We start from the raw sequence: 16,439 nt of genomic DNA on the forward strand, positions 1-16,439 counted from the left end.
AGGATCCAGGCCTTCTTATGTTGCATGAGGAGGGGCGCTCTGGGCTCGATCAGTTCCAGAGCGTCAGCGGAGGTGCTGTTTGCTTCTCCGCGCGAGCGCACAGGAAAACCGAAATTTTACAGTTCCAAAAACGCGCGTGAGAAAATGCAAGGGAGGAAGCAATGTTAGGAAAAACGATACTTGTTGCTGCACTGGGTGCAGCACTCTGTTTCACCGCAATCGATGCACAGGCGAAAGACGTCAAGGTAGGAGTTGTCGTGAAGATCGGCGGCATTCCCTGGTTCAACGCCATGGAAACGGGGATCAAGGAAAAATCCAAGGAACTCGGCGACGACGGCTTCATGGTGGGGCCGACCAGTGCCGATCCGGCGCTTCAGGTGCGCGCGATCGAAGATCTCATCGCTCAGGGCGTCAATGCCATCGGTGTCGTGCCGAACGATGCCAATGTGCTCGAGCCGGTGCTGAAGAAGGCCCGCGATGCCGGCATCAAAGTCATCACCCATGAATCGCCCGATCAGGTGAACGCCGATTGGGACTTCGAGATGGTGTCCGCAGTCGGCTTCGGCGAGGCGCATGCGAAGCTGTTCGCCGACAAGATGGGCGGCAAGGGCAAGTATGTCGTCTATGTGGGCTCGCTCACGGTGCCGGCGCACAACGCCTGGGCCGATGCGGCCATCGCCTATATCAAGAAGAACTATCCGGACATGCAGATGGTCGGCGATCGGTACGGCGTTGCCGAAAGCGCCGACGACAGCCGCAAGACGGCACTCGACGTGCTCGCGGCCAATCCGGATCTCGGTGGCTTCCTGACCTTCGGGAGTCAGGGCCCGATTGGCGTCGGCCGTGCCCTCGACGAGCAGAAGCTCGGTGACAAGGTGGTTCTCGTCGGTTCGTTCTCGCCCAGCCAGGGCAGCGCGATGTTGAAGTCCGGCACCATCGACGGCGGCTTCATGTGGAATCCGCTCGAGGCCGGCAAGGTGTTCGTGACGCTGGCCGATTATCTGGTGGGTGGCGGCAAAGTCACCGATGGCATGACGATCGAGGGTCTGGGTGTCGTGCACCCCGACTTCAAGACTGGCACGATCATCGTTGACGCGAACCAGCCAATCACGGTCGACACGGTTGATGGTCTGGCGGCCCTCGGGCTGTAAGCGGCGGACCAGGGCGCCGGGGTATCGTCCTCGATCCCGGCGCCTCTTTCCCTACCAACTAGGTCCAGTCGATGAGTTTTGCCGTGTCGACGGAGGAGAAGCGGGCAGCCGTTCTCTCGCTCCGCAATGTTAGCGTGACGTTCGGTGGTGTCAGGGCACTGCAGGATGTCAGCTTCGAAGTGCTGCCTGGCGAAGTGCAGTGCATTGCCGGCGAGAACGGCAGCGGCAAGAGCACGCTCATCAAGGTCATTACGGGCGTCTACCAGCCGCTCGCGGGCGCGCAGATCGCCTTTGCCGGCAAGCCCGTCGACGTCATGTCGCCCGCCGCAGCGCGCGCCGCCGGCGTCGAGGTGATCTGGCAGGACCTAGCGCTCTTTCCCGAAATGACCGTCGCCGAAAATGTCGGCATCCGCTCGGTACTCGGCGCCTTGCCGCGCATCGTCAACCATGGCGCCATGCGCGACACCGCGCGACGCCTGCTGGCCCGGCTCGGCGCCGATCTCGATGTCGATGCGCCGCTGCGCACATTCGCCATCGCGCAGCGCCAGATCGTCGCGATCGCCCGGGCCCTCGCCGGCGACGCCAAAGTCATCTTCATGGACGAGCCGACGTCTTCGCTTACGCAGTCCGAGACGGATCGCCTGCTCGATACCGTTCGTACGCTCGCCGCCGGCGGCGTGTCCATCGTCTTCGTCAGCCATCGGCTCGCGGAGGTGCTCGAAATCTCGAGCCGGGTCACCGTGCTCCGTGACGGCAAACTGGTCGGTGTCTATCCGACTGAGGGCATGACGCAGTCGCGTCTTACCGAGCTGATGACCGGCAAGACTTTTGACCAGGGCGTGCGGACGAAAGACCATTCTGCTTCGCCGGTTGTGCTCGCTATCGAAGGGTTGACGCGAGCCGGTGACTACGCCGATGTTTCACTGACCATACGGCGCGGCGAAACGGTTGGTCTGACTGGCCTGTTGGGTGCCGGACGGACCGAACTGGCGCTCTCGATCTTCGGCATGTTGCCTCCAGATAGAGGGCGCGTTTTATTGAACGGCAAAGCGCTTAGCCTCAGGTCCAACCGCGATGCAATCCGTGCCGGTATCGGCTACCTCTCGGAGGACCGTCTGGCGCTCGGATTGATCCAGCAGCAATCAATCGCCGACAATCTCGTCATTTCAGTGCTCGACAAGGTGCTCGAACGTGGCTTCATCTCCTTCACCAAGAAGGACAAATTGGTGACCCGCTGGATCGACGAACTGGCCATTAAGATCGACCGGCCGACCGATGCCATCTCGACGCTTTCGGGCGGCAACCAGCAACGCGTCGCAATCGCGAAGTGGCTCGCCGTTGGGTTGAAGCTCATCATTCTCGATGCGCCGACGGTGGGTGTCGATGTCGGTGCCCGCGCTGGCATCTTCGAGATCGTGGCGCGGCTTGCTGAGGCAGGGCTCGCGATCCTCCTCATCTCGGACGAAGTACCGGAGGTCTATTTCAACGCCGATCGCGTGCTGCACATGGTGGCCGGCCGCATCGTCACCGAATATGATCCGAGTGCCGTCTCGCTTAGCGATCTGGAGGCCGCGGTCTATGCCTAGCCTCAATATCCCCAAGCTGCTCCGAGCCAATCCGACCGAGACCTGGCTGATCATCGTTCTATTGATCATCTGCGTCAGTCTGTCGCTAAGCAGCGACAAGTTCTTCACCATCGCCAACCTCTTCAACCTGCTCAACACCAGCTCGACGAACCTGATCTTTGCGGTGGGCCTGCTGGTGGTGCTGATCGCCGGCGGCATCGACATCTCGTTCGCCGTCGCGGCATCGGTGGTGCAGTATGTGGTGGCTGTGGCGCTCGTCAGGATTGGCGGCGGCGACTGGCTCATCGGCATCGGTTTCGCGGCCATCGCAGGCATCGCGCTCGGCGCCGTCAACGCAGCCTTGATCTACTACTTCCGCATCATCTCCATCGTCGTCACCATCGCGACTTTCAACATCTTCTTCGGGCTCCTGATGTTCGTCACGCGCGGCGTGTCGATCTACAATTTGCCCGAGTGGTGGACGCATCGCACGATGCTGATCGAATTCCAGCAAGACAACGGCAACTGGACCGGCTTGGCCCTGCCCGTCGGCATCATGGCGATCTGCGTGATCGCCACCTGGGTATTGATCCGGCACACCAGCATCGGCCGGCAGCTCTATGCGTTCGGGGACAATCCCGAGGGGGCGCGGCGACTCGGCATCAACATCGCCGCCATGCACTTCATCGCCTTCGGCTGGCTCGGTTTGATGGCGGGCATTGGCGGGCTGGTGCAGGTGCATTACGCGCAGGAGGTAGTTCCCAATGCGCTGATCGGCCGCGAACTCGACGTGCTGGCGGCCGTGGTGCTCGGCGGCGCGCGTCTCGGCGGCGGGCGCGGCACGGTGCTCGGCTGCATTCTTGGCGTCCTGCTGGTCTCGGTGACGCAGAACGGGCTCAACCTGCTCGGCATTTCGCCCTACGCCTTCAAGATGATCATCGGCGCAATCATCCTCATCGCCATCAGCCTGTCGAATGCCCCGCTCGGCCGAATGTTCGTGGCCCGGCGGCAACGGAGCGGAACATGAGCGAGAGCGTCGCCCCGGCTACTCCGCCCCGGCAGAGTCTCCCCAGGCAGCTGGTCGCAAAACTCGGTACCGAGAACATCGGTTTGCTGCTGGCTCTCGTCGCCGTCATTGTCTTTTTCGGCGTGCTATCGCCACGCTTCCTGTCGATGGCAACTTTCGACTCCGTCGCGTTCCAGCTTCCCGAACTCGGCCTTCTCACACTGGCAATGCTAATGCCGATCATCTCGGGCGGCATCAATCTGGCGGTGACGTTCACGGCCAATCTCTGCGGTCTCACGCTCGCCTGGGTCCTGCATGCCAATGGCGGACCGGACGCGAGCATCTACGCCTTCGTGTTGGGCTCCGTCCTCGCGGTGGCCGTCGGCGCCGGCAGCGGTTTCGTCATGGGTCCAGTGATCGCCTATACCGGCGCGCACCCCATTCTCGTTTCGCTCTCGATGATGATCTTCCTGCGCGGGCTGGGCGAGTTCTTGACGCGCGGCGCCGACATCTCTGGATTCCCGGAATTCATCCAGCCGCTCGGGCACGGCTATGTCTTCGGCGTGCCGATTCCGCTGCTGATCCTGATCGCGGCTGTGATCGTCTGGCATCTGCTGATGACGCGCACCCGGCTCGGCTTTTCCAACTACATGGTTGGCTCCAACATCGAAGCCACGCGCTATTCGGGCATCCCGACGCGACGGGTGATCACGCTGATTTACGTCCTATCCGGCGCCATGTGCGGCATTGCCGGCATCATCATGCTGTCGCGCTTCAACTCGGTGCGTGTCGGGCACGGTGAATCCTACGTACTGATCACGGTGCTCGCCTGCTTCCTTGGCGGCGTCAATCCGTTCGGCGGTTTCGGCAAGGTGGTGTCGGTGTTCCTGGCGCTTATCATTTTGCAGCTGCTGTCGTCGGGTCTCAATCTGCTCGGCGCCAGCCAGCATCTCGCCACCGCCATCTGGGGCATCATGCTCGTCGGCGTCATGATTTTGCGATGGGTTGCGGGGCAACTCACTTTTCTGAGGATCAGGCGATGAAGGGCTTTGGCGTTCATACCAGCATGTGGACCAGCGGCTGGACTCCGGCGGGCGCGGAACACACCCTGCAGGCGATCAAGAAATACAATCTCGATTTCATCGAGATCTCGATCGCCGACCCGCAGTCAGTCGATGCGATGCATACGCGTAAATTGCTCGCGGCAAATAACATGCAGGCCGTGTGCTCGCTCGGCTTGCCCGAACGCGCCTGGCCCTCGGTGCGTCCCGACGCCGCCATCGAGTTCCTCACCCTCGCCATCGACAAGACCGCCGACATCGGCGCCGAAGCGCTGTCCGGAGTAACCTTCGGCGGCATCGGCGAGCGAACCGGCGTGCCGCCAACCCAAGGCGAACTCGACAATATCGCGCGGGCCATGACGGCGGCCGCCAAATACGCCAAGTCGCGTGGCGTTGAGATCGGCATCGAGGCGGTCAACCGCTACGAGAACCACCTCATCAACACGGCGGCGCAGGCCGTCGCGCTGGTCGAGCGCATCGGCATGGACAATGTCTTCGTCCACCTCGACACCTACCACATGAACATCGAAGAAAAGGGCATGGGCAACGGCATCATCACTGCCCGCGAACATCTCAAATACATCCATCTGTCGGAATCCGATCGTGGCACGCCCGGCGAGGGCAACTGCCACTGGGACGAGACTTTTGCGACGCTTGCCGCCATCGACTTCAAAGGTGGGCTGGCGATGGAGAGCTTCATCAATATGGATCCCCTATTGGCATTTGGACTAAGCGTCTGGCGCCCAGTCGCCGACAGCGAAACAGTCGTCATGGGTAACGGCTTGCCCTTTCTCAGAAACAAGGCGCGGCAATACGGGTTGATCAAATAAAACGCGCGGACAGCGCGTCGGAGGCACGACAAAGGCTGCCTTTGCCAGCGCTTTGCTTGTCGATGCCAGCATGGGCGCGTCCAAGAGCGCGATCAAGCTCAGGCTCAACTCAAGCAAAGGCGTGCCCGTGTTGAACAGCTTCTGGCGCAATATGGCGATACGCTTGTTCGAAGCGAGCAGACCGGGCACCCAATCAGCCTCTGCATTGAGGTTGATTCAGCGGGGCCGGACACACTCACGCCTGTCGCGGACGACTTTTCCGATCGGCCATTGGTCATGGAAGAGGTGGAGACACCTAGCGCGGAACTGCAAGATGCCCTTGCCGCGGCACGCGAGCGTGGCAGGCTGCGCGCAGGCGACATTCTGGGCGCCTCCGACATGCTGAGTGCTGAAGCCTTTGCCAAGATGCTGGGGACCACGCGCGTAACCGTCAATACCAAGCGCCAGAGTGGCCAGGTTCTTGGGTTCGATGGTGCGAAACGCGGTTTCCGCTTCCCCATCTGGCACGCTGATTTCGTGATCGTCGCGCGCCACGGAGGGTTCGGCCGCGCGGCACGTGCGGCCTCGCGCCCGAAGGCGACTCTGTCGCGACGGGTCGCGGAACTGGAAGCGAGCCTTGGTCTGAGGCTTCTCGAACGGGGCGCGCGGACACTCAAACTGACAGAGGAAGGGCGTGCACTGTACGAGCGGGCGGGCCAGTTGCTGACCGAACTCGACGAGACCGCAGCCGCGATTGCCTCAGGCGGACAAAAGCCACGAGGCAAGCTGCGGATCAGTGCTCCACTGCTTTTCTCTCAAACCGCGATGGTTAAAATTGCCGCCGCATTCGCCCTGAGATATCCGGAAGTGAGGCTTGAGGTCTCCACAGAAGACCGTGCCGTCGATATGATCGAGGAAGGGTTCGATCTGGTGATCAGGGTTAACCCGGATCCAGATGAGGCCCTTATTGGACGAGCCTTCCTGCATGATCGATTGGTGGTCGCCGCGAGCCCGGATCTCACTCGACCCACTGGGGACCGTACCGCACCCGCTATCGTGCGATCGGCAGGCGATCGACTGGCTTGGCAAGTCAAGGTCGCCGCTGGCCGGTCCTCAATCATGGTCGAGCCAATCCTGGCACTTTCATCGCTTGTCATGGTGCGGGACGCCGTGCGGGCCGGTGTTGGCGCCGGCCGCCTCCCGTTATCGCTCGTCAGCCACGATCTAGCGGACGGCACGCTGGTAAATTGGGGCGATATTGACGGGCCTGATATTGTCCTTTGGGCGCTCACCCCTCCAAGCGGCTACTGAGCGCCCGGGTGTCAGCGTTTCTCAACTATCTCAAAGAGGCCTTCCCGATGGGGACGCCTGATGAATTGGCCGCCTATATCGGCAAGTAGGTTGATCTTGCGCCTCAGGAGCGCTGACCCGTCATGCACACGAACGTGGGTCCACGCTCAATCATTGAGGTCGGGCAGCAGCTGGAGCGCTGTTCGGCCAGTTGTCGGCCATTCATGTCGGGCATGACCACGTCAGCTAAAAGCAGTCGTACGTCAGGGTTTTCGTAAAGCATCCGCAACCCGGTGCTCCCGCCATCCGCGGCCGTGCGGACTTAAACAGCCAGACCCGGTCGCGTCGGCGACTCGTCGTTTCGGGATAGATACAGGTCGCGCATATCGCGCTGTCTGAGCATGAGGTCCAGGATGCCATCCCTCGATTGCCGGATATGACGGCGGGATTCGCGGCAGGCTGTGTTGGCGTCCCCGGCAGCGATCGCTTCGACAATCATGTGATGGTCGTCACGCGCCGCCTTCCAGTCATTCAACTGGGACAATTCCATCCAGACATAGACCTGGCACTTGTCCAAAAGTCCGTTCAGTATTTCCGCGAGCATGGGGTTGGCGCTAAATCGCGCGATTGCGCGATGGATTTCCATGCCGGTCTGCATCTCTTCGAGCCGGGCACGGGGAGATGGGTCGGTTTGCGCCAGGCGCTCGCAGTCCGCGACAAAGCCGCGAAGCATTTCCACTTCATCAGGGGTAATACGGGCGATCGCCAAAGTCGTCGCATAGGAGTCTAGCTCAGCCCGGATGTCGAACACATTCCGCAGCATCGTTTCGTCAAATTGAACCACCGCAAATCCCGTGCGGGGACGTTCGACAACAAGCCCGTCGCGCTCCAATCGATTAAGTGCCTCGCGCACCGGCGTCCGGCTCACCTGAAGCTGTTGGACAAGTTCGAGTTCGGTAATTCGGCTGCCCGGTGAGAGCTGCCCCGTCACGATCATCGCCTTGATCGAATCGTAGGTCGACTGACGCAAATGGCCGCGGGGAACTTCGTTCATGGGGGCTCCTAACACCACAAGCGTCAACGCGGCAATGGATACCGGTTGACTCGCGCTTTCGCAAGCGCATAATGTATACAACAAAGTATGCTGGAACTGTAGTCAACTTCTGCGATTGGGGAACGTCATAGATGCGAGCGGACATAATCGTCACCAATGCAAGGATCCTGACCATGGACCCCGCCAGGCCGGCGGCCTCTGCCATGGCAGTCGCAGAGGGACGAATTCTCGCTGTTGGCGATGCAACCGAGGTCCTGCCACTTGCCGGCGATTTGACGCGGATAATAGACGGTGCCGGTCGAAGCCTGCTGCCAGGCTTTATCGAAGCGCACATGCATGTGTTTGGCGGCGGCGCCACCCTCAATGACCTGTTGCTGACGGGAATGAAGGGTAAAGCCGCGATCCGCGAAAAAGTGCGAACTCACGCTGCGGCAAATCCGAACGCAAAGGTCCTTTATTGCCAGGGTGCCGACTATGACATGCTTGATGGCAGCCCGATCGACCGGCATTTCCTCGACAGCATCCTCGATGACCGGCCCCTCGCCTTCGTGGCCTTCGACCATCACACGATGTGGACCAACACCATACTGCTCAAGGAAGTCCGGCTTCTCCATGGAAAGGCACTGGGCCCTGGCAACGAGGTGGTCATGGGCCAAGACGGCTTTGCTACCGGCGAACTGCGCGAAGTCGAGGCCTTCGGACCGGTAGATGTTTATGCTGGCACCTTTCGTTCGTCGCTGGGGCTCTCCACGGGAGGCGAGCCGCCCGAACCGCCAACGCCAGAGGAAAGGGCGCTGGACCGTGCATCCATAAGCGCCGGCCTGGCCTGGTGCGCCAGGCACGGGATCACATCGATCCACAACATGGACGGAAATCTTTACACACTGGAGTTGCTCAACGAGATCCAGGAACAAAGCAACCTGATCTGCCGTGTCAAGGTGCCCTTCCACTTCAAGAACTTCATGACGGTCGACATGCTGGAAAAGGCGTCCCGCATGAATGACGACTATCGCGGGGACTGGCTGAGTTCCGGTTTCGTCAAGGCGTTTTATGACGGCGTGATCGAAGGCTATACCGCCTATTTCGTCGATGGCTATGCCGACAGGCCCGACTTCACCGGGGAACCACTCTTCACGCAAGCCCAATTCACGGCAATGGCGATCGAGGCGGACCGGCGCGGTTTGCAGATCGCCGTGCACGCGATCGGCGACGGAGCGGTGCGCGCTGTCTTGAACGGCTATGAAGCCGCCATGGAGGCCAATGGCTCGCGGGACGCGCGCCACCGGGTCGAGCATATCGAGGTCATCCAGCCCAACGACATTCCGCGCTTTGCAGCCCTTGGCGCCATCGCATCGATGCAGCCGCCCCATCCCCCAGGCGTGATGGATTTCTCCCTTGAACCGGGCAAGACCCGCATCGGGCCCGATCGCTGGCCGCTGGCCTATGCCTGGCGGACTCTAATGCAGGCGGGCGCCCATGTTGTCTTCGCGTCGGATTGGCCGGTGGCGCGGATCGATGTCTTGGCTGGCATCCACGCGGCCGTCAACCGCAAGCCCTGGGCGCCGCATTTGCCCGACCAGACCTTCACCCTTCACGAGGCGATTGCCGCCTATACGATCGAAGGCGCCTATGCCGAACATGCAGAGGACCGGAAGGGACAACTCAAACCCGGTCATTTCGCCGATTTTGTCCTCCTGTCCGGCGATATCGAGGCCGTTTCACCCACGGAGATCAACAGCCTCTCACCGGTACTGACCGTGTGCGGCGGCCGCGTGACCTTCGAGGCCTGAGATGCTGGCATCGTCCCACCCCACCCAACCGCAAACCGAGGGTCCTAGCTTTGCGGTCCAGGCGGTCAGCCTGCACAAGAGTTACGGTACCGGCGCCTCGACTTTTCTGGCGCTTGACGATGTGTCGATCGACATTGCCGAAAACGAGTTCTTTACATTGCTGGGTCCGTCCGGCTGCGGAAAAACCACGCTTCTAAGACTGATCGCTGGGTTCAATTTTCCGACCAACGGACAAATCCTGCTCCGCGGCAAGGACATTGCGGCGCTTCCGCCGTTTCGGCGGCCAATCAACACGGTTTTCCAGAACTACGCACTCTTTCCCCACATGTCTGTCGCCGAGAACATCGGTTTCGGGCTGAAAATGCTGGGCTGGACGAAGTCCAGGATCGCGGATCGCGTGGCCGCGATGCTGAAACTCGTGCGGATGGAAGCGCTTGCCGACCGGCGGACCAGCGAGATCTCCGGCGGGCAACAGCAGCGTGTCGCCCTCGCCCGCGCTCTGGCTCCGCAACCGGAAGTGCTTTTGCTGGATGAGCCGTTGTCGGCCCTGGACTACAAGCTGAGAAAGGAGATGCAGGTCGAATTGAAGCGGCTCCAGACCGAAACCGGCATCACGTTTATTTTCGTGACGCACGATCAGGAGGAGGCGCTGGCGATGTCCGATCGGATTGCCGTCATGAACCGTGGACGGGTGCTCCAGGTTGGCCGTCCCAGGGAAATCTACAACGCTCCGGTGGACAGGTTCGTCGCCGACTTCATCGGTGAATCGAACATTCTGAGCGGCAGGCTTGTCGGGCAGGCCGCGCCGGATGCTCACCGGGTCAATATTGCTGGCACTGTCACCACCGCTTACGGCAAAGCCGAAACTTCCGGCGACGGCACGGTTCAGGTCCTGATCCGCCCCGAACATGTCGACGTCCTCGACTCCCCGTCATCGGACTGCATTCCCGCGGTCATTGAGGGCGAGGTTTTCGTTGGGACCGACACACGCCTTCAACTGCGCCTGAACGATGGATCGACTTTCACGGCGCGCCTGACCAACAGCCCGGAACAAGAGAAAATCATGACGTCTGGCACGCAAGTATGGCTGCGAATTCATGGCCATTGCGCACGGCTGCTCGGAGGCGATCATGTCCAGCAACACTGAGATGGCGGCTACACGCGGAGCTGCCGAAAGCCGGCGCCGCTGGTTGCTCAAGGCGCCGGCCCTCGTGACCATCATGATCGCCTCTGTCGGCCCGCTTGCAGTGATGCTTGTCTATTCGGTGATGGCAAAGGGCGACTTCGGCGGGGTCGCACTCGGTCGGTTCAGTCTCGATGGCTGGATGAACGTCTTTGTGGAGCGGGATCCGTTTGACGACGTGCTCGTATTGGCCGATGCCAATCTCGCCATCTTCTTGCGGTCCATCAAACTGGCACTGGTGACGACGCTGGCCACGCTGCTCATCGGCTTCCCCACCGCCTATTATATCGCGACCCGGCCCGAGCAGGTCCGGTCGCAATGGATGCTGCTGATCACGATCCCCTTTTGGACCAATCTCCTGATCCGCACCTTCGCGATCATGGGCATCCTGTCCAATCAGGGGCCGATCAACAATATCCTCATCTGGGCCGGATTGATCGACAAGCCCATGCAGATGCTGTTCACGGACGGGGCGGTTCTCCTGGGACTCGTCTACGTCTACCTGCCGCTCATGGTGCTGCCCATCTATGCGAGCCTAGAGCGGATGGATTTCAACCTTGTAGAGGCAGGATACGATCTCTATGCGACGCGCCCGAAGGTGCTTTGGCATATCGTCATTCCCTCCTGCAAGCCGGGCCTGATCGCCGGATCGATCCTCGTCTTCATCCCCGCAATTGGTGCTTATGTGACGCCGCGCGTCCTGGGCGGGGGAAAGAACATGATGATGGGCAACCTGATCGAACTGCAGTTCGGTCAGGGTCGGAACTGGCCGCTGGGCGCAGCACTATCCATCTGCCTTCTGCTGATCGTGACAGTAGCGCTCATCGTCTACATCCGCGGAAGTTCCGCCAAGGAGAATGCGCATGGCCGCTAGTCAGCACGCATTCGATCTGAAGGCGCAGCCAGGCTTCGGCATTGTTGCCCGAACGGCGATCGTCGCTCTCTATCTGCCGATCCTCATCCTCGTCGTCTTCGCCTTCAACGCGACCTCCTCGCTCGGTGTCTGGGGCGGCTTCTCCCTCGGCTGGTTCGTCAAGGCCTGGCACAACGACCTGATCATCAATGCAGCCCTGTTCTCTTTGTTTCTCGCGACCGTGGCCGGCGTGGTGGCGACGGTCATGGCCACGATGGCCGCCATCGCCATGACCCGGACCGACGCCTATCGCGGGCAGTTGATCTCCTACGCCCTGATCAACCAGCCTCTGATCGTTCCTGAAATCGTAACGGCCATCTCGCTTCTGATCGTGTTCGCGGCGGTCAAGTCGGCAACCGGCTACTCGGGTACCGGCTATCTGGTCCTGGCGCACACGGCCTTCTGCATCCCGTTTGCCTATCTGCCGATCCGCGCCCGGCTGGAAGGCATGGATCTGACCCTCGAAACCGCGGCCGCCGATCTCTATGCGGACCCGTGGAAGACCTTCCTGCATGTGACACTTCCCAGACTGGCGCCCGGCATCATAGCGGGTTTCATGCTGGCCTTCGTCGTTTCCCTGGACGATGTCGTCATCACCGATCTTGTGAAGTCCGGCGGACAGGAAACCCTGCCGACCTACATGCTGGGTCAGATCCGTCGTGACATGACCCCCGAAACCAATGCCGCCGCCACCATGCTCCTGGTGCCTTCGATCCTTCTGGTGACGGCCGTGCATCTGATCAATCGAAAAAAATAAGCAACCTTACAGAGGAGTGACAAGCATGCGATCCATATTGACGACGCTGACATCGGCGATGCTGCTCGCGGTAACAAGTTCGGCGGCCCTCGCCGAGGAAGAACTCAGCCTCTACAACTGGGGCAACTACACCAGCCCGGAACTTCTGGAAAAATTCAAGAAGGAAACCGGCATCAAGGTCACAGTGACGGACTACGACTCCAACGACACCGCGCTGGCCAAGGTCAGGGCGGGCGGCTCGGGTTTCGACATGGTGGTTCCGTCGGCCAATTTCGTGCCGATCTGGATCAAGGAGGGTCTTCTCCTTGAATCCCGGCCCGACCAGATGCCGAATTTCAAGAATGTCGACGAACGCTGGGTGAATGTCAGCTGGGATCCGGGCCGTCATTATTCCGTGCCGTGGCAGTGGGGTACGGTTGGGCCGGTCGTTGCCACTTCCGTCTACAAGGGTGACATCAACACCAGCGCAATCTGGCTCGATCCGCCGGAGGAACTGAAGGGAAAGATCAATGTCGTGCCCGAGAAAAACGATGTTCTCTATTCCGCCATCAAGTACATGGGCGGTACCTGGTGCACCGGGGACAAGGTGCTCCTGAAGAAGCTTCGAGACAAGCTGCTAGAAGCCAAGAAGTCCTGGGTCTCGATGGACTACGGCATCGAGAAGATGGACAGCCGCGATACGCTGGCCCAGCTTTACTACAATGGCGCCGCATTCCGGGCGCGGCAGGTCAATTCAGATATCAGGTTTGGTTTCTCCAAAGAGGGATACTCGCTGTTCATGGACAGTGCGGCAATCCTGGCCGACGCGCCGCATCCGGAAAATGCCAAGAAGTTCCTGAACTTCATCATGGCGCCCGAAAACGCGGCCCTGATTTCGAACTTCGCGACCTATGCCAACGGCATCAAGGGCTCGACCCAATTCATGCGTGACGACATCAAGGCCGCGCCCGAGCTGAACATTCCAGCGGAGTATGTTGCCGCCGGCGGCTGGCAGGAAGTCTGCCCAGCCGAGGTGGACGAACTCTACACCAAAATCTGGACCGAGCTGTTGAAGTGATGTGCGTGCTCCGGCGGAGGCCCATTCTCCGCCGGAGCGCCCCGAACTCACTTGTCCAGGGCCCTGGCAGACATGCGTGACTTCCAGTTACCCGGGCGTTCAGCCCCAACCGGATGCCGGGATGGAACGGGCTTTAGAAAAGGAAAAATCATGGCGCGCGCAATCCTCGTGGTCGATGTCCAGAAAGTCTACACCGACCCGGCTTCGCCCTTGCATTGTGTGGAGAATGCCGAAGCAATTGCCAATATCAATGCCATCATTTCTGCGGCGGATGCTGCGGGCGAGCTGATCGTTCACGTCCGCCACGTTCATCGCGCGGACGGGACGGATGCCGGCCGCATGTTCGATTTCACCGGCGAGACGGGAGAACTCGGCTTTGTCGCGGGCACGGACGAAGTCGAAGACGACTCAAGGCTCAGGATCCCGGCCGATGCCCTGACGATCAGCAAGCAGCGTTATTCCTGCTTCGTGGGCACGGGCCTGGACCGGGTTCTGCGGGAAAGGTCGGTGGACCGGATCGTCGTGACCGGCTTCATGACGAATTTCTGCTGCGAGGCCACGGCAAGGCATGGTCATGATCTCGACTACTTCGTCGACTTTCCCGTCGATGCGACCGGCTGTCCCGATCTGTCCGAAACCGCGACGCAGAATGCGATCAAGGCGGCCACCGCCGCGACACTGGCTGCCGGCTTCGCCAGGGTGATGACGACCGCAGAATGGCTCGCCGGCTCAGCAGCCTGACCGACAGGCCGGAAACGCGGCCGGTTGGCTGCACTGCCTAAATCCAACCCCCTCATTGATGTCGGAAAAACCATGATCAAACGCACGCTTGGCCAATCCGGCCTTTCCATCGCGCCCCTGGTATTTGGTGGCAATGTCTTCGGCTGGAACGTCGATGAGAAGGCGGGATTTCGTCTGCTCGATGCCTTTGTCGATCACGGCTTCAACGCCATCGACACGGCGGATGTCTATTCCAACTGGGCGCCTGGCAATTCAGGCGGTGAATCCGAAGCCATGATCGGCCGCTGGCTCAAGGCTCGGCCGGGCATGCGCGATCGGGTGGTGATCTTCACCAAGGTGGGTTCCGACATGGGCGGACCAGGCCGGAAGGGATTGTCGCGGCGGTGGATCCTTGAGAGGCAGCCGGCCACTCCCTCCGCAGGCTCGGAACCGACGTCATCGATCTCTATTTCGCGCATAGGCCGGATACCGAGACACCCCAGGAAGAAACGCTCTCGGCCTTCGGCGCGCTTCTTGAGGCCGGCAAGATCCGATCGATCGGCGCGTCTAACTTCGATGCGGACCAGTTGCGGGCGGCCCTGGCCCTGTCCGGTAGCGGCTTGCCCCGCTATGCGGTCTTGCAGCCTGAATACAATCTTCACGACCGTTCGGGCTTTGAAGGGCCGCTGCAGGACCTCTGCCTGCGGGAAGGCGTCAGCGCAGTCACATATTTCAGCTTGGCCTCGGGTTTTCTCAGCGGAAAGTATCGCGACAAGGCGGATTTGTCGAAGTCGGTCCGCGGAGAGGACGTCGAGAAGTATCTCACGCCGCGCGGCTTCGCCATTCTGGACGCCCTTCAAGCGGTTGCGGCCAGACACGGAGCAAGCCTCAGCGAGGTCGCACTGGCCTGGCTGATGGCGCAGCCCGGGGTGATCGCGCCGATTGCCTCGGCAACAAAGCCCGAGCATATCGGCAGTTTTGCTCGTGCTGCAGGTTTGGAGCTTGCCGCGCAGGAATGCCTGCAACTCGCCATCTGATGCACTGCCTTGCGACCCCCATTGCCAGGCGGCACCCCTAAGGTTCGGTCACCATGATGCTGAGGAGTATTGAGGCGGCGCTGAAGCGCGTGGGCCTGGATCGCTACCTGATGATCCTGATCCTGACAGTGATCCTTGCCGCCTTCTTTCCCGCCCGGGGCGGCTTCGCAACGGGGCTTTCAAAGGTATCCTTCTGGGCGGTTGCGCTGCTGTTTTTCCTCTACGGCGCCAAGCTTTCGCTGTCGGCCACGATGGCTGGCCTGATGAACTGGAAGCTTCAGGCAGGATGTCTGGCCTGCACCTATGTCCTGTTCCCAGTGCTTGCAGCCGGCCTGTTCGGCGTCTCGCAAACCTGGTTTCCCACAGCAATCGGCATGGGGTTCCTCTATCTCGGCTGCCTGCCATCCACGGTGCAGAGTTCAATTGCCTTCACCTCGGTTGCGGGCGGCAACGTTGCCGGCGCCTTGTGTGCGGCTTCGCTTTCGAACCTGATCGGCGTGGTGCTTTGCCCGCTCCTGTTTGCCGTGATGCTTCACGCCGCTGCCGGTGAAGGCGACCCGTCCGCTGCGGTCTGGAAGATTGCACAGCAGATCCTGCTGCCGTTTCTGCTGGGGCAATTATCCCGGCCGCTGCTGGCGGATTTCCTGACCCGAAACAAGCAAGTGACCATGATCGTCGATCGTGGCTCGATCCTGCTGATTGTCTATTCCGCCTTCTCGGCCGGCGTTGTCGCCGGGATCTGGCACCGTCTTTCCTGGTCGGACATCAGCATCCTGATCGCTCTTTGCATGCTATTGCTCGGCGTTGCGCTGGCAATCGTCGCCACCGCCGGCCGGGTTGCCGGAATGCCAAAGGTCGACCGTCTGGCGCTCTTGTTTTGTGGTTCGACCAAGAGCCTCGCCACCGGCTTGCCGATGGCCGGCATCCTGTTTCACGCCGACCAGATCGCGCTCGTCGTGCTGCCGTTGATGTTGTTTCGCCTGATTCAACTATCCGTGCTGGCCGTCGTCTCCCAACGCAGTGCCGCCAATTGAAAGTCAGTGGCG

Annotated in this window: 14 protein-coding genes and 2 pseudogenes; 14 read left to right on the forward strand and 2 right to left on the reverse strand. The window is 60.9% G+C overall.

Annotated features, from left to right (window positions below):
• Positions 1 to 161 precede the first annotated feature (161 nt).
• From ACFFNA_RS06765 to ACFFNA_RS06790, 6 genes and pseudogenes are all read left to right on the forward strand, one after another.
• Positions 162 to 1,151 carry a substrate-binding domain-containing protein gene (locus ACFFNA_RS06765; RefSeq protein WP_378916815.1) on the forward strand — a complete coding sequence of 330 codons (990 nt, stop codon included), beginning with the start codon at positions 162 to 164 and terminating at the stop codon, positions 1,149 to 1,151.
• A 71-nt stretch (positions 1,152 to 1,222) separates the two neighbouring features.
• The gene (locus ACFFNA_RS06770; protein ID WP_378916817.1) at positions 1,223 to 2,737 is read left to right on the forward strand and encodes a sugar ABC transporter ATP-binding protein; all 1,515 of its coding nucleotides are present in this window, start codon (positions 1,223 to 1,225) and stop codon (positions 2,735 to 2,737) included.
• A 7-nt stretch (positions 2,738 to 2,744) separates the two neighbouring features.
• On the forward strand, positions 2,745 to 3,743 hold the full coding sequence (locus tag ACFFNA_RS06775; RefSeq protein ID WP_378917331.1) for an ABC transporter permease: 999 nt from the start codon (positions 2,745 to 2,747) through the stop codon (positions 3,741 to 3,743).
• Positions 3,740 to 4,765, forward strand: coding sequence for an ABC transporter permease (locus ACFFNA_RS06780; protein WP_378916819.1), 1,026 nt, complete (start codon positions 3,740 to 3,742; stop codon positions 4,763 to 4,765). The genes ACFFNA_RS06775 and ACFFNA_RS06780 overlap by 4 nt, the downstream gene beginning before the upstream one ends.
• A complete protein-coding gene (locus ACFFNA_RS06785) occupies positions 4,762 to 5,613 on the forward strand; it encodes a sugar phosphate isomerase/epimerase family protein (RefSeq protein ID WP_378916821.1) in 852 nt (283 codons plus the stop codon). The genes ACFFNA_RS06780 and ACFFNA_RS06785 overlap by 4 nt, the downstream gene beginning before the upstream one ends.
• Positions 5,614 to 6,111: 498 nt before the next feature.
• A pseudogene (locus ACFFNA_RS06790) lies at positions 6,112 to 6,992 on the forward strand (LysR family transcriptional regulator).
• Positions 6,993 to 7,204: 212 nt separating this feature from the next.
• On the opposite strand, the gene ACFFNA_RS06795 reads toward ACFFNA_RS06790, so the two are convergent.
• Complete coding sequence (locus ACFFNA_RS06795) at positions 7,205 to 7,936, reverse strand: GntR family transcriptional regulator (RefSeq protein ID WP_378916823.1); 732 nt, start codon at positions 7,934 to 7,936, stop codon at positions 7,205 to 7,207.
• Between the two features lie 131 nt (positions 7,937 to 8,067).
• Here ACFFNA_RS06795 and ACFFNA_RS06800 point away from each other — a divergent pair, with 131 nt between their 5' ends.
• The 6 genes from ACFFNA_RS06800 to ACFFNA_RS06825 all read left to right on the forward strand — a co-directional run bounded on the left by ACFFNA_RS06800 (position 8,068) and on the right by ACFFNA_RS06825 (position 14,377).
• Positions 8,068 to 9,726 carry an amidohydrolase gene (locus ACFFNA_RS06800; RefSeq protein ID WP_378916826.1) on the forward strand — a complete coding sequence of 553 codons (1,659 nt, stop codon included), beginning with the start codon at positions 8,068 to 8,070 and terminating at the stop codon, positions 9,724 to 9,726.
• A gap of 1 nt (position 9,727) precedes the next feature.
• On the forward strand, positions 9,728 to 10,873 hold the full coding sequence (locus ACFFNA_RS06805) for an ABC transporter ATP-binding protein (protein WP_378916828.1): 1,146 nt from the start codon (positions 9,728 to 9,730) through the stop codon (positions 10,871 to 10,873).
• On the forward strand, positions 10,857 to 11,783 hold the full coding sequence (locus ACFFNA_RS06810) for an ABC transporter permease (RefSeq protein ID WP_378916830.1): 927 nt from the start codon (positions 10,857 to 10,859) through the stop codon (positions 11,781 to 11,783). Before ACFFNA_RS06805 ends, ACFFNA_RS06810 begins: the two co-directional genes overlap by 17 nt.
• Positions 11,773 to 12,579, forward strand: a complete 807-nt coding sequence (locus ACFFNA_RS06815; RefSeq protein ID WP_378916833.1) for an ABC transporter permease — start codon at positions 11,773 to 11,775, stop codon at positions 12,577 to 12,579. Before ACFFNA_RS06810 ends, ACFFNA_RS06815 begins: the two co-directional genes overlap by 11 nt.
• 25 nt (positions 12,580 to 12,604) lie before the next feature.
• Positions 12,605 to 13,636, forward strand: a complete 1,032-nt coding sequence (locus tag ACFFNA_RS06820; protein WP_378916836.1) for an extracellular solute-binding protein — start codon at positions 12,605 to 12,607, stop codon at positions 13,634 to 13,636.
• Between the two features lie 150 nt (positions 13,637 to 13,786).
• Positions 13,787 to 14,377, forward strand: coding sequence for a cysteine hydrolase family protein (locus ACFFNA_RS06825; protein WP_378916838.1), 591 nt, complete (start codon positions 13,787 to 13,789; stop codon positions 14,375 to 14,377).
• Here the strand turns inward: ACFFNA_RS06825 and ACFFNA_RS06830 are convergent.
• Positions 14,366 to 14,575: a hypothetical protein gene (locus tag ACFFNA_RS06830; RefSeq protein ID WP_378917352.1), complete on the reverse strand. Its 210-nt coding sequence runs from the start codon at positions 14,573 to 14,575 to the stop codon at positions 14,366 to 14,368. The two genes, ACFFNA_RS06825 and ACFFNA_RS06830, sit on opposite strands and share 12 nt — an antisense overlap.
• On the opposite strand from ACFFNA_RS06830, the pseudogene ACFFNA_RS06835 reads away from it, so the two are divergent.
• Positions 14,495 to 15,393 (forward strand): annotated as a pseudogene (locus ACFFNA_RS06835) (aldo/keto reductase). The gene ACFFNA_RS06830 and the pseudogene ACFFNA_RS06835 sit on opposite strands and share 81 nt — an antisense overlap.
• Positions 15,394 to 15,449: 56 nt before the next feature.
• Positions 15,450 to 16,427 (forward strand): bile acid:sodium symporter family protein, encoded by a 978-nt coding sequence (locus tag ACFFNA_RS06840; protein ID WP_378916840.1) that lies wholly within the window; start codon positions 15,450 to 15,452, stop codon positions 16,425 to 16,427.
• Positions 16,428 to 16,439 lie beyond the last annotated feature (12 nt).

The organism is Mesorhizobium kowhaii, assembly GCF_042431665.1.
GTDB classification, from domain to species: Bacteria; Pseudomonadota; Alphaproteobacteria; order Rhizobiales; family Rhizobiaceae; genus Mesorhizobium; species Mesorhizobium kowhaii.

Coding starts and splice junctions, on each gene's coding strand:
- ACFFNA_RS06825 (WP_378916838.1), top strand. CDS start 13,787: ATGGCGCGCGCAATCCTCGTGGTCGATGTCCAGAAAGTCTACACCGAC.
- ACFFNA_RS06800 (WP_378916826.1), top strand. CDS start 8,068: ATGCGAGCGGACATAATCGTCACCAATGCAAGGATCCTGACCATGGAC.
- ACFFNA_RS06785 (WP_378916821.1), top strand. CDS start 4,762: ATGAAGGGCTTTGGCGTTCATACCAGCATGTGGACCAGCGGCTGGACT.
- ACFFNA_RS06805 (WP_378916828.1), top strand. CDS start 9,728: ATGCTGGCATCGTCCCACCCCACCCAACCGCAAACCGAGGGTCCTAGC.
- ACFFNA_RS06795 (WP_378916823.1), bottom strand. CDS start 7,936: ATGAACGAAGTTCCCCGCGGCCATTTGCGTCAGTCGACCTACGATTCG.
- ACFFNA_RS06770 (WP_378916817.1), top strand. CDS start 1,223: ATGAGTTTTGCCGTGTCGACGGAGGAGAAGCGGGCAGCCGTTCTCTCG.
- ACFFNA_RS06820 (WP_378916836.1), top strand. CDS start 12,605: ATGCGATCCATATTGACGACGCTGACATCGGCGATGCTGCTCGCGGTA.
- ACFFNA_RS06765 (WP_378916815.1), top strand. CDS start 162: ATGTTAGGAAAAACGATACTTGTTGCTGCACTGGGTGCAGCACTCTGT.
- ACFFNA_RS06840 (WP_378916840.1), top strand. CDS start 15,450: ATGCTGAGGAGTATTGAGGCGGCGCTGAAGCGCGTGGGCCTGGATCGC.
- ACFFNA_RS06780 (WP_378916819.1), top strand. CDS start 3,740: ATGAGCGAGAGCGTCGCCCCGGCTACTCCGCCCCGGCAGAGTCTCCCC.
- ACFFNA_RS06810 (WP_378916830.1), top strand. CDS start 10,857: ATGTCCAGCAACACTGAGATGGCGGCTACACGCGGAGCTGCCGAAAGC.
- ACFFNA_RS06815 (WP_378916833.1), top strand. CDS start 11,773: ATGGCCGCTAGTCAGCACGCATTCGATCTGAAGGCGCAGCCAGGCTTC.